13 protein-coding genes and 1 riboswitch are annotated in these 13,685 nt (G+C 38.1%); of the genes, 2 read left to right on the top strand and 11 right to left on the bottom strand.

Annotated features, from left to right (window positions below):
- Positions 1-10: 10 nt before the first annotated feature.
- Positions 11-1,492 (top strand): methyl-accepting chemotaxis protein, encoded by a 1,482-nt coding sequence (locus FN924_RS01560; RefSeq protein WP_143891764.1) that lies wholly within the window; start codon positions 11-13, stop codon positions 1,490-1,492.
- A gap of 39 nt (positions 1,493-1,531) precedes the next feature.
- Here the strand turns inward: FN924_RS01560 and FN924_RS01555 are convergent, their stop codons facing one another.
- From FN924_RS01555 to FN924_RS01505, 11 genes are all read right to left on the bottom strand, one after another.
- The gene (locus FN924_RS01555) at positions 1,532-2,968 is read right to left on the bottom strand and encodes an MDR family MFS transporter (protein ID WP_143891763.1); all 1,437 of its coding nucleotides are present in this window, start codon (positions 2,966-2,968) and stop codon (positions 1,532-1,534) included.
- 147 nt (positions 2,969-3,115) lie between these two features.
- The gene (locus tag FN924_RS01550) at positions 3,116-3,814 is read right to left on the bottom strand and encodes an AIM24 family protein (RefSeq protein WP_143891762.1); all 699 of its coding nucleotides are present in this window, start codon (positions 3,812-3,814) and stop codon (positions 3,116-3,118) included.
- Between the two features lie 78 nt (positions 3,815-3,892).
- Positions 3,893-4,495 carry a response regulator transcription factor gene (locus tag FN924_RS01545; protein ID WP_143891761.1) on the bottom strand — a complete coding sequence of 201 codons (603 nt, stop codon included), beginning with the start codon at positions 4,493-4,495 and terminating at the stop codon, positions 3,893-3,895.
- The gene (locus FN924_RS01540) at positions 4,492-5,634 is read right to left on the bottom strand and encodes a sensor histidine kinase (RefSeq protein ID WP_143891760.1); all 1,143 of its coding nucleotides are present in this window, start codon (positions 5,632-5,634) and stop codon (positions 4,492-4,494) included. The genes FN924_RS01545 and FN924_RS01540 overlap by 4 nt, the downstream gene beginning before the upstream one ends.
- 84 nt (positions 5,635-5,718) lie before the next feature.
- A complete protein-coding gene (locus FN924_RS01535) occupies positions 5,719-6,777 on the bottom strand; it encodes a Delta(5) desaturase DesA (protein WP_143891759.1) in 1,059 nt (352 codons plus the stop codon).
- Between the two features lie 217 nt (positions 6,778-6,994).
- Positions 6,995-7,345: a hypothetical protein gene (locus FN924_RS19040; RefSeq protein WP_194709679.1), complete on the bottom strand. Its 351-nt coding sequence runs from the start codon at positions 7,343-7,345 to the stop codon at positions 6,995-6,997.
- A 126-nt stretch (positions 7,346-7,471) separates the two neighbouring features.
- Positions 7,472-9,334 carry an FtsX-like permease family protein gene (locus FN924_RS01525; protein WP_143891758.1) on the bottom strand — a complete coding sequence of 621 codons (1,863 nt, stop codon included), beginning with the start codon at positions 9,332-9,334 and terminating at the stop codon, positions 7,472-7,474.
- Between the two features lie 11 nt (positions 9,335-9,345).
- Entirely contained in the window at positions 9,346-10,110 is a 765-nt protein-coding gene (locus FN924_RS01520; RefSeq protein ID WP_143891757.1) for an ABC transporter ATP-binding protein, read from the bottom strand.
- Positions 10,111-10,241: 131 nt separating this feature from the next.
- Positions 10,242-10,895, bottom strand: a complete 654-nt coding sequence (locus FN924_RS01515; RefSeq protein ID WP_143891756.1) for a FusB/FusC family EF-G-binding protein — start codon at positions 10,893-10,895, stop codon at positions 10,242-10,244.
- 130 nt (positions 10,896-11,025) lie between these two features.
- On the bottom strand, positions 11,026-11,292 hold the full coding sequence (locus tag FN924_RS01510) for a CD3324 family protein (protein ID WP_143891755.1): 267 nt from the start codon (positions 11,290-11,292) through the stop codon (positions 11,026-11,028).
- Positions 11,293-11,547: 255 nt separating this feature from the next.
- Positions 11,548-12,804, bottom strand: coding sequence for a CYP152 family fatty-acid peroxygenase CypC (locus tag FN924_RS01505; protein ID WP_143891754.1), 1,257 nt, complete (start codon positions 12,802-12,804; stop codon positions 11,548-11,550).
- A 159-nt stretch (positions 12,805-12,963) separates the two neighbouring features.
- Here FN924_RS01505 and FN924_RS01500 point away from each other — a divergent pair, with 159 nt between their 5' ends.
- A complete protein-coding gene (locus FN924_RS01500; protein WP_143891753.1) occupies positions 12,964-13,512 on the top strand; it encodes a hypothetical protein in 549 nt (182 codons plus the stop codon).
- A gap of 62 nt (positions 13,513-13,574) precedes the next feature.
- A riboswitch (TPP riboswitch) is annotated at positions 13,575-13,685 on the top strand.

Below are 13,685 nucleotides of genomic sequence, written 5' to 3'. Positions count from 1 at the left end.
GGTTAGTTGATTGAATAATGTACAGGAGATGCAGCTTCAGGATTTGAGAAAGAAAAACACGTTAATGGCAATATGTATGATCATATCTGCGGGAGCAGGATTAGGACTCTCAATTGTCGAAAAGAACACATTCAATATGATCATTTATGGCATTGATGTGTTACTAATAATAGGCTTCTATCTCGTTTTACAAAAGTTTCTAAATAAACCTAGACCCTTACCATACATAATGATTACTATCATTGCAGGGTTCTCTAGCGTTAGCATTTTATTTGATACGAGTAGCATAGATGTCTTATTTATTCTATTATTTATCATTGTGTTCTCAGGTATTCACTTAAAGCTATCATTGTTTATTCAAGGATATCTTCTAGGTCTAGTTGCGGTCATCTTAAATCATTTAATGACAACTCCAGATCAAGAAATAATCCGTGGTTTGTTTAGTACGTATTTATTAGTCTATCTGTTAATCGGTTTAATTTTCTTTGTCATTATCCGTATATCTAATGATCAACAGAAAAATATTGAGAAATTCCTTTTAGAATCTGCAGAAACGGCCAATCAACAGGAAAAACAGCGTGCTTATTTAGAGCATAGTGTAACCTCCATCCTAGAAAATATGGAAGCGATCAATGAACAGTTCCAAAAGAATGTTCATGCTCAAAAGGAAATGGCGTATGCAATTGGTGAAATATCAACAGGTAGCCAAGCTCAGTCTGAGCAAATTGTTGAAATCTCACAGCATACAAATGAGACAATGACTAGCATGGAACAAGTACACGCAAACTCTATTACATTGTATGAAGGATCAAACGAAACAAGAAATATTGCGGAAAGTGCTAAAGGAAAAATGGATAATTTAACAGAACAAATTCATCAGTTACAAACAGTTATCCAGTCTTTAAGTCAATCCTTTACTGTATTAACTGAAAAAATATCAGAAACGAACCAGTTCGCTGACACAATACGAGACATTACGGAGCAAACGAATTTACTTGCGTTAAACGCATCGATTGAAGCTGCACGCGCAGGGGAAGCCGGAAAGGGATTTGCAGTTGTAGCAGAAGAAATAAGAAAACTGGCAGATGTTACAGGACAAACGACACAGAAGATTACCCAAAACCTATCTGAACTAAATAATAGTAACAAGGAAGCGATTGAAAAAATGGAGCAAAGTGGAGAAACGATTGAAATTAGTGTTGCCTCTACTTCCGAAGTAGCTGGCTACTTTAATGAAATGACTAGAACGTTGAAAATGCTAAACGAAGGATTAGAAGGGTTTACTCAACTCTCCCAACAAGTTCAAGGACAGTCTAACGAAGTGGAGAAATCTACGAACGACTTAGCAGCAATTATTCAACAAGCTTCAGCAAGCTTAGAACAAATGAGTGCAACCGTTGATGGATTAACAAATAGCAACCAAGAACTATCTAACCTGTTAGATGAGACAGTTCAACAAGTTTTCAAAATCAACGAGCAATCCGAGAATTGATCAAAAAAGACTTCACACAAACGTGAAGTCTTTTTTTATTTACCCTTTTAATACGACTTTTCGGTCTTCTTCTTCTACTGGTTTTGAATGCTTTATGAAGAATGCCAGGATTATCCCGATTAAGGAAAGAACAGTTACTACAATAAAAGCTACATTTACTCCATAAATTTCTGGATAACTAATGTCCGGTTGATGTTTAGCAGCTTCTCCTGTATTCGTCATTACTGTTACGAGAATAGCAGTACCTACGGAAGCCGCAATTTGCTTCATTGTATTATCCATTGCAGCACCATGGGCAATCAATCGTTTTGGAAGCTGATTTAAGCCCGCAGTAGCAATCGGCATCATAACCATCGAAAGACCGAACATCCGAATACTATAAAGTACCGTAATATAAGTCAACGTTGTATCAGGACCTAAATCTGTGTAGAAGAACGACGAGATTGTAATAATGGATAAGCCAGTAATAACTAACCATTTTGCCCCTACTCGATCAAATATTCGACCTGTAATCGGGGACATTAATCCTGTAATTAAAGCACCTGGAAGTAAGGCAATGCCTGCTTCAAAAGCAGTAAAATCCCTTATATCCTGCATATATAACGGAATAAGTGTTTCCACTCCGATAAGACCCATAAAGGTAATCATCCCAATCATGACAGCTATTGGGAAAATAGAAATAGTAAACACACGGAACTCCAACATTGGATGCTTGATACGAAGCTGTCTTAAAATAAACAGGAGTAGCGCAATCACACCTATACCTAAAGAAAGAATCGTACTCATGCTACCCCAGCCGTAATTTCCTGCTGACGTAAAGCCATAAAGCAGTCCACCAAACCCAAACGAAGATAGGATAATCGATAAAATATCCACTTTTGGTTTAGTTACTTCCGTTACGTTTTTCAACGCGATACACGCAACGATAATATCTATTATCGTGATTGGTAAAATAATAAAGAAAAGAACGCGCCAAGAATAATTGGATGTGACCCAACCAGATAACGCTGGGCCAATCGCTGGTGCAAAGGAAATAACTAGACCAACTAACCCCATTGCCGCTCCTCGCTTATTCACCGGGAAAATCATTAAGAAGACGGTCTGCATAAGTGGAAGCATAACTCCTGCACCACTTGATTGAATAACACGTCCTAGTAATAAGATTTCAAAATTGGGAGCAACCCCTGCTACAAGTGTTCCAAATGCAAACACGCTCATAGCCGTGATAAAAAGCTGTCTCGTTGTAAATCGTTCCAACAGAAAAGCACTTACTGGAATCATAATTCCGTTTACTAGCATAAATACAGTTGTGAGCCATTGCGCACTGTTTGCCGTAATATTCATTTCATGCATTATTGGCGGGATAGCCGTAATCATTAGTGTTTGATTTAGAATCGCGATAAAGGCTCCTGCGAGTAATAAAGCAACTATTGTCGTTCGATTATATGTAGGTGTTTCCACGTTCTCATTCCCCATTCCCATGTTAAATATCTCTCTTCATATTTATACAGCGTACACGATTTTTATCTTTTGCGCTATTGGATAGTCTTAAACTTTATATTTTTTTTAGAGTAAGAATTAAAACGAACGACTGAAATAAAAAAGAGCCCCTAGGGCTCCTTGTTATGAGGAAGAACTACCAGACATGTAGACCTCTTCAAATGGTTGAACAATCACAAATCCTTCTCCGGAAAATTCCATTTGAATAGATTCTCCGCTTCCTCTTCCTAGAAACGTTCGAAAGCTAATATCTGTCCGAAACTCTGGAGTCAAGTGACCAGACCACGCTACGGTTGCATTTGGATCTGTAATAACAGGTTGACCTGGCTTAACAAGTAACGTTAACGGTTCATAGTGAGAGGTTATTGCGACCTTCCCACTTCCTTTTAACGTTACATTGAATAATCCACCAGAAAGCATTCCCGCAACTTTTTTCATCAGCTTTATGTCCCAATCAATACCTGGCTCGAATGCTAGCAAATCATTCCCGTTTACCGTTATGGATTCATTATCTAGGTCAAAGATAGTTATTTTTTTGCCCTGATCCGCCAAATATAAACTTCCTCGACCCGACGCCTTCATTAGAGAACTTCCTTCACCTGTAAAAGCTTTTTTGAACATTTTTCCGACCCCGTGCTCAAGCACCTTTTCACGTTCAAATTTTATCTGGCCATTATAGGAAATCATGGAACCAGCTTTTGCCCATACCTCATCCGTAAGATTCACTTCTAAGATTCTTGGTGTCTCTAGCTCAAAGTACTCATTTTCCTGCTCGTCTTGCTTTGTTTGATTAATAAATTCCTCAATTGTATATTTGCCCATGCTCATTCCCCTTTCTGGATACTACTTCTTACTACGATTCTAGGTACTTGAAGTTTCACCATCCGAAAGAATTATATGCTACTTGAACCAACCCTTTTCCTTAAATCGTGTTACAGCTTCAATGCGATTGCTTACATCCAATTTATCTAAAATGATTGAAATGTAGTTTCGCACCGTTCCAGGAGTAATAAATAACTCCTTTGAAATTTCTTTCGTATTCTTACCGTCCGCCATTAAGTGAATAACTTGCTCTTCTCTTTCCGTTAGAGGATTTTCTTCTTGCCCATACATCATATCGACTAATTCCGGAGCATAAATTCTGCGCCCTTCCATGATAGCACGAATGGAATTCGCCAATTCCTCACTCGGACTATCCTTTAGCAGATAGCCACTAATCCCCGCTTTTCTGGCCCGTTCAAAATAGCCGGGTCTTGCAAAGGTCGTCAGGATAATCGTCTTACACGGATGATCCTTAAGTTCCTCTGCTGCGTCTAAGCCACTCATAACCGGCATTTCAATGTCCATCACACATACGTCTGGATGAATGGTACGAACCAATTGCACCGCTTCCTTCCCATCACGTGCCTTCCCAACCACTTCCATATCGTCCTCTAAATCGAGAAGTGATCCAAGAGCACCAAGTAACATGCGTTGATCTTCTGCAATAACAATTTTAATCATACAGGCTCCTCCTGATTCCTTTGTTTAATGACATTCGGAATATGAATACGAAGGGTGGTTCCTTCCGCTGAAGAAGATATATCTAACGTTCCATTAACAAATTCCAACCGCTCTTTCATTCCTTTTAGCCCATTTCCAATATGCTTTACCCCTTGCACTAGCCCAATGCCATCATCCTGTACCTTTAGTTCGATAAACTCTTCCGATTCGAGAATGGATATCATACAATGTTTCGCTTGACTATGTTTTACAACATTCGTTACCGCTTCCTTTAAGCACATACTTAAGACATTTTCGATCATGGAATCCGATTGTCGGAATGATTCAACTCCCTCGGTATGACTATCAATATTCGCCACCTTTAATATCTGCTTAACTCGGATAAATTCCTCAGCTAAACTAGTCCCCCTCATATCCGAAACTAGGTCTCTCACTTCTTTTAAAGCCGTTCGTGCAGTGTGATGAATATCTGTTAACTCTTCCAGAGAGGCATTCGGTTTTGTGTGTAAAAGCTTAGATGCTAGTTCACTCTTTAATCCAATTAACGAAAGCTTTTGCCCCAGTGTATCATGCAGATCTCGAGCAATTCGTTGTCGCTCTTCTAGGACCATCAGTTCAGATATTCTTTTGTTCGCTATCTCGAGCTCTCCTTCTAGTTTCTCTCTTTTCATTCTGTTGAACATATTAACTGGGAAGAGAATAATCCCAATCAAGGAAATAAGGAGGAAGGGTAGTTGTGTAAGAAAGCCATCAGTTTGTGTGACAAATCCGTAACTAATAGCAGCAAGGGTCGTTACGAGATGAATGACGTATAAGGATATGAATCCTGCTTTACTTTGGATTTTTCCAATAAAAAAGGCAAGAAATAACGAAAAGTAGATGTATCCAAAAAGCAAGGTCATCACCATACTGATCACCATCTCGAGTCCAACACATATGTACACCAGGCCCCCTTTCCCTTTAGATAAAAAAGAAAGGCGATAAGAAACAAAAAATAAGACGATCATAACAATTCCAAACACAATCTCGATTAACTGAGAAGATCGAAAAATGAAATAAAAAGGAAGAATACAAAAGATTAACCAGACGTATAAGCTTAACCCTGTATTTTTCGGAAAAATATGATACCAATGCTGCATATGGACCTCCAACGTGTATGATACATTCATTATATCAAACACTTTATTTACAAAGACCCCTTCTCTAAAGAAGGGGCCATTGTACTACTTATTATCTTGTAAACGTGGGTTAGCTGATAATGATGAAGCTATGCCTGTTCGAGCCTTTCTAATTTCTCGCTTTGCCTCTTTAAAGCTTAAAAAGGATTTCGTTTTTTCATCATACAGGCGAAACTTTATGGATTTCAAACTGGAAGTAAGCGTAATTGTTGTTGCTTTCTGCAAAGGTGGTGTAGATTCATGTGCTTTTTCCAAATGGTAGTTCGGTACTCTTGGTGCCAAATGGTGAACGTGATGGAATCCTATACTACCGGTTAACCATTGGATCACTTTAGGCAGTTTATAATAAGAGCTTCCGTCCACTGCTGCTTTTACATAATCCCACTCCTCTTCATTTTCAAAGTAGGAATCCTCAAATTGGTGCTGGACATAAAACAGCCAGATTCCTAGCGCACCAGAGACGAAAAGAATCGTTCCTTGGATAAGGACAAACGGAAACCACCCAATACCAACTATCATTATTGCATAACTGATAACAATAACTGCATTTATGAGATACGTATTCATACGTTCCTTTTTATTTGCGCCTTTTCGGTTGAAACGATTGGAGATTAAGAACAAATATATTGGCCCTAGTCCAAACATAACCAATGGATTTCGGTAAAGTCGATACTTCAGTCTACCCCAAAAAGAAGCTTCTTTATATTCTTCCAAGGTCATGACCCAAACATCTCCCGTACCACGTTTATCTAAATTACTGCTCGTAGCATGGTGGATGGAATGACTTCGTTTCCATTTCTCAAACGGAAAATGAGTGATAATCCCAGTAATTGTTCCCATTATCCGATTCACTTTTTTATTTTGGAAGAAGGATTGGTGGGTACAGTCATGAAAAATAATGAAGGTTCTAACCACGAACCCTGCAGCAAGAATGGAAAGTGGAATCGTTAACCAAATGGACACGGATAGACTTTGGTAGGCCAAAAACCAAAGGATAAAAAATGGTGGAATCGTATTTATGATTTGGATAATACTCGCTTTCGTATTTGCTTTCGCATATGGAGCGACATTTTTTCTTAGTTCAGCTTGTTTTTGTTTACTCATACGTACCTCCTAGTAGAGATGATACGTCAATCTTACAGAAAATATACAAGCCGCAGAAGTCATAATCGTCACGCTTTTATATGACAAATATCATGTAGGTCTTTTTTTTACCGTTTTTAAAAGAATTTCTTTCTCGGCTCATGATTACCAAGAACACTATAACGAATAAACCTCTCCTTTTAGTAGCTTTAATCAATTAATATGCGACTAAAAAGTCTTAATTAATAGGACTAGGCTTGCCTACCCATCTAATAATCAATTGGCCTAAAACATATATAAAAGAAATAAATATAATTGCTCCATCCCTTCCAACAGGCTTAAACCAACTCCCATCATCCACAATAAAGAAGGAACCTAGTATCAAGGAAAAGACTGTCATCATTACATTTATCCCCAAAAACAAAGGCCATTTAACTCTTTTCAAAGTTATCCCAACACCAATTGTTGATAGTATAAAAAGTGGAAATAAAAAGACAGCTTCGTGTTTTTGCAGATGACTATTATACTCATAAAAATGAAATAAAAACGGAATGGGCAGGAACGCTAAAATAATTTGATAAGCTTTCATGTACACTCTCCTCCCCTTATATATTACAACATTTATCCATTCAACTAAAAAAAGATGCAAACATAACACAGTTTGCATCTTTACTTGTTTTTAAAGATATTGAACTAACGAAAACGCATAAAACTCTTATTTTTCCTTCGGCAACACGATCCGTTTATAAAGCTGAACAGTTAGCAAGTAATAAATGCCAAAGTAAATAATGATGAATAGACTCAGCGGTAACCAAATCTTCGTATAAGGCTCCACTAAAATAAACGAAAACATTTGCATGCCTACAATTACATGAACTAATCCAACCAAAGCTGGGAATAGGAATACTAAAAACAGCTCTTTGTAAATAGACTTGCTCAGCAAGGATCTTCTTACCCCTATTTTGCGTAGCATGCTGTACCGTTGTACATCTACAGGTGCACCAGAAAGAAGTTTAAACATTAAGACACTAGCCATCATCATTAAGAATGCTATGCCTAAAAATACACCCATAAAAATCGTTCCATTCGCGATTGCTTTAAACCCTAAATAGTTATCATATTTTGTACCTAGCATTTCTGGCTCTGTACCAGTTAGATTTTTCGCAAGCTTCTTTTGACCATTTACAATCGTTTTAATCTGATCAAGATGCTCCGTGAAATCATCTAATTGTAAAAGTAATACGTGTTTCTCTTTTCCCTCTACGGAGTTATAAGCTTCTTGAGAATAGATATAAATAGGCTTATTACCGAACATCGTTTCATCTACACTAAGCTCTGTTTGAAACGCCATAGTCCATTCTTTAGGAATCTCAGTCATCCCATCTTTTGCGTGTAAGGCATATCGATCTTTAGGTAGCTCCACATCTAATGTTTTCGGAACTGGATAATCTGTCATGTTTGGATCAAACTGCCTCACCGTCGGTGGGTTCTCTAATAGATCCTTTTTCAGAAAATAAATTCCTTCTTCATTAAGCTTATAACGATACTCATTCTGATTCTTTACATCCATTTTTTCTAGCATCTCTAAATCTTGCTCACTAGGTTGATGGATAAACAAATCATTTCCATGGAAAAGGGCTGCTTGCTTTTCAATATTGTTATAGAAGGATAAACTAGCTGTCATTGCCCCAAGTCCAAGTGCAACTAACATGGCGACCGTTCCTAGTACTTTCGTTAATTGATGAATTCTAAATCGTAATTGAGCGAAGGTAAAAGAATTAATCCCTTTTTCATTTAATGAACGCATTCCCTTCAGCCGCTTCATGAAATACGGAAGTAAAGAAATAAACAATAAATAGGTTCCAGGAATAATCGTTGCGGTAGCTATAATTAACCCCATTTGGGCAAGGCTTCCCATGTTGATCATGGCATAATACCCAACCGCCATAAGGATGATGGAAAAGAAAACACCTAAAAACGTTCGTTTTCCTGTTGCAATAATGGTATCGCTCTTTTGTCCTGCATGAATTAAATCTAGCACCGATTTTCTCGCAATCTTTAATCCATTCGTTAGCGACGTTATGAAAAACAAAATAACATAAAATAGGACTGTAGTAACAACGGAAGATGTGTAGAGCGGTTTAAATCCTTCTCCTGAGAAATCAAGCTGATTCATGAGTAAATCGGCTATGACTTGGGATAAACCAACTCCTATAGCAAGTCCAACGATTAAAGAAATTAACCCTATAACAAACGTTTCAAAAAACATTAATTGGGCTACTTTACTTTTTTTTGCACCAAAGGTTAAATACATTCCCATCTCCTTTTGCCGAAGTGAGAGAATGAAGGACGTTGCATAGAAAATATAGAAAACAGTAATTGTCCCTAATATGAAGGACCCAACATGGAATACAAAGACAATCGAGCCTATCATAGCGTTAGACTCAAGAAACGCTCTGTTTTGTGCAAGTGTCTCAAACATATAAAAAATCGAAATAGATATGGTTAAGCCAAACAAGAGGACTAGGTAGTCTTTAAACATTTTCCTCATGCTGGCAAGCGATAGTTTAACAAGCATGCTTTTTCCTCCTATTCCTCTTCCGCAGATGCAAATTCCGCTAACACATGTAGGATAGATTGGTGGAATTCACTACGGGTACCATCTCGCTGGATTTCTTTATATAATTCTCCGTCTTGGATAAATAGGATACGGTCACAGTAACTAGCACTGAATGGATCATGTGTGACCAACATAATGGAAACATTATGGTTATGGTTTAGATGAGTCATTGCTTCCATTAAGCTTTTTGCATTTTTAGAGTCAAGTGCTCCTGTTGGTTCATCCGCCAAAATAATGGCTGGTTCATGGACCAATGCCCGAGCTGCCGCTGCACGCTGTTTCTGACCACCTGACACTGTCGCTGGGTATTTTTCTAAAATACCTTCAATTCCTAGTTTCTTTGCCACCTCCTGTACACTCGGCTTAATTTGTCGAGAAGAAACGCCTTGTAAGGACAACGGAAGTGCAATATTTTCATAAATGGTTAAGTTTTCGAGTAAGTTAAAATCTTGAAATATAAAACCAAGCTTTTTCGAGCGAAAATCTGACAAATGACTCTGTTTCATATTCGTTATATTGGAACCTGCGATTTCGATCAACCCACCAGTAGCTTGATCAAGTGTAGAAACCACATTAAGCAATGTTGTTTTTCCTGCACCGGAAGGTCCCATTACTCCGACGAATTCCCCTTCTTTTATTTGAAACGAAACTCCGTTAAGGGCATGGAATTGGTTTTCATTTCGTTTTCCAAATACTTTTTTCACATTTTGAACGTTTACGACTGTTTGTGTCATGTTCAAACCTCCAATCTAATCTACCCCTAGTGTAGCCAGAAAAGGCTTGATTCCCTATTGAATATCCTTTCATTTGTCTTACATTTTTGTAAGGTAGTTAATAAAACAAAAACACGATCCTAAGGACCGTGTTAATTCTTCTTCCGTACGCGATTCATAAAGTCATGAAGTTTATCTAAGGAAGTAATTCTACTGTTACACGCTTCGGTATCGTGACAAATGTAATTTCCTCTTCGTGTAAATGTTCCTTGTACATTTCCTTTGACTTGAGCTACGAACAATCCCACTTCCTCAAAGTGATTACAAATGACGCAAATCCCCTTTTGATTTGGTAAAGGTTTATAAGACCCTTGCAAACCTACTAATTTCTCTTTTTCTGGATCACGCAACACGAGGTACTTCTTTTCAGAACCAGTGTCATTCCAACCTAGATAGGAAATGGCTCTCCAATCTATTTTATTTAGGTCTGGTGTTTTTAATTTTTTCACTTTAGGAAATAGCTTTTTTAAAGTTTGTTCCCTCACTTCTTGAAAAGGGATTACATATGGCTTTAAAACAGCTAAAAACTGCTCACTATCCTCTTTATTCACAATATCTACAATAGGTTCTAAGAGCTTTTTCTGTTCCTCATTTAATTCATGGAAAAGCTGTGTTGAGCGTTCCATAGCCATTGTTTTTACCGCTGTCAGGACTCCCTTATCATTTGCAGTAGAATGTCCGTTTACAATCGATTGAGCTTGCTTCTTTATATAGTTAAATTGGTCGTTGCGAATAAATGGTTCCATGTAGTCTTACTCCTTTCTAACGTTTCATTTTACTCTAGCGAAAAATAACTATTATGAAAATAGATAAAACAATTTATAAACAAACTTACCATAATAAAAAAGCACTGGCGGATTCCACCACCAATGCTTTCTACTGTTTTGAATAGACTATTTTTTTTATGGTTTCTGGTGAAAGACAATACATGTCGGCAAGATCATCAATTCTCGTGCCATTTTGGAATAATTCACGTATGTCTTGATTCCGTTCATCAATGTACTTACGTCCCCCTGAACGCGATCCCCACTTACAGTGCTTTTCAGATCGCTTCGGAATATACAGTATCTCTCCATCGACATACTTTTGTATTTCTAGCAACAACTCTTCCGGTAATAAGTCCGTTGCTCTCACTTGCTTCATTTCAGTCAGCCCCTTATCTTTTTTAATGCAAAGTAAGGTTGCAAAGCCGACCTATTAGAAATGATAGGTTTCTATGAGGCGATTAGAGACAGTCTACCTCATGCAAAGTATCGCCCTTTCCAATAGTAGGCTTTGCATGAGCTGCTACAAAGTGTGGCAAATGTGTTTCATTTACCATAGCCGACACCTCCAGAATACGTAATACATTCATTATAGAACTAACGGAATAGAAAGAGCAACCGTCTAGAGTCTGACTTATTTCCGTCTAATATTTTCCATGATAAAGCCACTTTCCGGTAAAGTAGGCATCCTTACATAACTGAATTCCAAATTCTGTTTTGGTACATCAAAATCAATCTTATTCACTAAGAAGTCAACTGTGGATTTAATTACTTCCCCTACTACCCCTTCACCAGGACAACGATGTGTTTTCTTCGGATCTCCCCCACCTTGCGGGATAAAAGTAAACAAGTTTCCATCCCAATCACGAAACCGATCTGGGTTAAACACTTCAGGCTTATCCCAAATCCTTTCATCATGGTTCGTACCATAAACATCAAGGATGACGAGCATATTTTTCTTGAAATAAAAATCCTTCCACTTAAAATCAGCCTTTACTCGAGCCCCTAAAAACGGTGCAAATGGATAGAACCTTCTTACTTCTTGTTCAAAACATTCTAGGTATTCTGGGTCTCTCTCCTTTAATTTCTCTCTTACATGCGGGTGGTCATGAATAGCCAGTGCCGCAAAGGTAGCAAAAATAGAGATGACTGTAACAGGACGTAGTACATTGATTAGCTCAATAGCAGCCATTAAAGAATTTAACTGTCTTCCATCTAACTCCTTATAATGGGCCATTTCATAAAGAGCTGTTCCCTGTTTTGCATCCATTTTCCCATTTCGGACATCTTCAATCACTTGTTTAATCCATTCATTCCCTCGATTGCGAGCTCGACGCCCTTTCCAGTGTCTCGGTCCAATTGCCCCAAACGCATCCACCATTGCACTAAAGTCTTCCGCTCGCTCTCGTTCTTCCTCTTTTTTCAGAGGAACTCCCGCCCACCTACACACTGCTCGACAATAAATAACTTTCACTTCTTCAAATAGGATGATTTTTTCTTTTTCTTGCCAATTGTCAATAGAGGCGAGCAGTTCTTCCATTATCATTCCAGCAATTTCCTTCTGCCGCTCAGGAGCAAGTAGGGTTGTAAATAAAAGCTTCCGATGCGTATGAGCTTCATCGTCCATGGTATGGACAGCATCTACCCCAAACGTCGACTTTTGAACTCGTTTTGGTACTGCCCCATTTCTTCTAAATTTATTAGTATCATAAAATAACCGTGCAGCTTCTTCTCCGCTCATACAAATAGCTTGCTCTCCTAATATTCTCGCTTCAAAAACTTCTGTTTTATACTTATCCAACCGATTTTGGATAAAATGATAGCCTTCCCTCATAACAGCAATACTGTTATCTACACTCCTGTCATGAGGCAGGTTTTGATTTAAAGCCATCTCTTCTACTCCTTTTTAAACAATTCAAGATATCTACTGCATAGTATGAGACTTCATCATTCATTTCATCCAGAAGTCCCACATATTTTTAATAGTGTAAAAACCACTTAAACACTTATGGTAAAATAATGGTAATAAATACGAAAGGAATGTTGGCTTGTGACTTATATTGCATTAGGGATTGTCTTACTTATTGTTTCGCTCATTCTCATTATTGCAGACAAACGAGCCACCTATTCTCGTTTTATGAGCAGCTTTTCCAACAAAGGGTTTAAGCAACTTCGTATAGGTCTCCCCATCATTGCCATTCTCGCTATTGGATATGGAATATTTCATCTTATTACCTACCAGCCGCCCTATCTAGACATCTATGTGGAAGAGGGGGAATATACCGTGTTCGGGGAAATTGGGGAGGTAGGCTATTATGCACCACAGCTTATTAAGAAAAAGGAGGAAGCTTCTATTCACCTTGTATTTTGGGAACCGGTAGAGATTGGAGATAATACGAAATTACAAGTAACCTATCCTTCCGGGAAATCTGAGGAATTAGACGTGACCCTTACTCCCATAAGGGAAACCAATTTGAAGCATAACATTCAATCCATTTATGAAGTCAGCCCCATTTCCTTTTCAGAAAAAGGAGTCGCGGATGTAACCATCATTTCGGGTAATAAAACGATAGAAAATATGGAAATGGAGATTCATTAACTCTTGAAAAAGTAAAAGAACTATGGCAAAGTTAGAACGAAACGTTAAACCAATAAAATTATACGAACCTGTGGGGGGACCAGTGTTTGCTGGTTGAGATTGTATCCGTTAGATACTGACCCTTAGAACCTGATCTGGTTGAGACCAGCGTAGGGAACATGGATAAAGCAAAC

It is taken from the genome of Radiobacillus deserti (assembly GCF_007301515.1).
Classification (GTDB): domain Bacteria; phylum Bacillota; class Bacilli; order Bacillales; family Amphibacillaceae; genus Radiobacillus; species Radiobacillus deserti.
The sequence above is the reverse complement of the archived record's forward strand: the minus strand, read 5'-3'. Positions and strand labels throughout refer to the sequence as shown.

Excerpts from the sequence above, each read along its gene's own strand:
- FN924_RS01555 (WP_143891763.1), bottom strand. The coding sequence starts at position 2,968 with ATGGGGAATGAGAACGTGGAAACACCTACATATAATCGAACGACAATA.
- FN924_RS01550 (WP_143891762.1), bottom strand. The coding sequence starts at position 3,814 with ATGGGCAAATATACAATTGAGGAATTTATTAATCAAACAAAGCAAGAC.
- FN924_RS01545 (WP_143891761.1), bottom strand. The coding sequence starts at position 4,495 with ATGATTAAAATTGTTATTGCAGAAGATCAACGCATGTTACTTGGTGCT.
- FN924_RS01540 (WP_143891760.1), bottom strand. The coding sequence starts at position 5,634 with ATGCAGCATTGGTATCATATTTTTCCGAAAAATACAGGGTTAAGCTTA.
- FN924_RS01535 (WP_143891759.1), bottom strand. The coding sequence starts at position 6,777 with ATGAGTAAACAAAAACAAGCTGAACTAAGAAAAAATGTCGCTCCATAT.
- FN924_RS19040 (WP_194709679.1), bottom strand. The coding sequence starts at position 7,345 with ATGAAAGCTTATCAAATTATTTTAGCGTTCCTGCCCATTCCGTTTTTA.
- FN924_RS01525 (WP_143891758.1), bottom strand. The coding sequence starts at position 9,334 with ATGCTTGTTAAACTATCGCTTGCCAGCATGAGGAAAATGTTTAAAGAC.
- FN924_RS01520 (WP_143891757.1), bottom strand. The coding sequence starts at position 10,110 with ATGACACAAACAGTCGTAAACGTTCAAAATGTGAAAAAAGTATTTGGA.
- FN924_RS01515 (WP_143891756.1), bottom strand. The coding sequence starts at position 10,895 with ATGGAACCATTTATTCGCAACGACCAATTTAACTATATAAAGAAGCAA.
- FN924_RS01510 (WP_143891755.1), bottom strand. The coding sequence starts at position 11,292 with ATGAAGCAAGTGAGAGCAACGGACTTATTACCGGAAGAGTTGTTGCTA.
- FN924_RS01505 (WP_143891754.1), bottom strand. The coding sequence starts at position 12,804 with ATGGCTTTAAATCAAAACCTGCCTCATGACAGGAGTGTAGATAACAGT.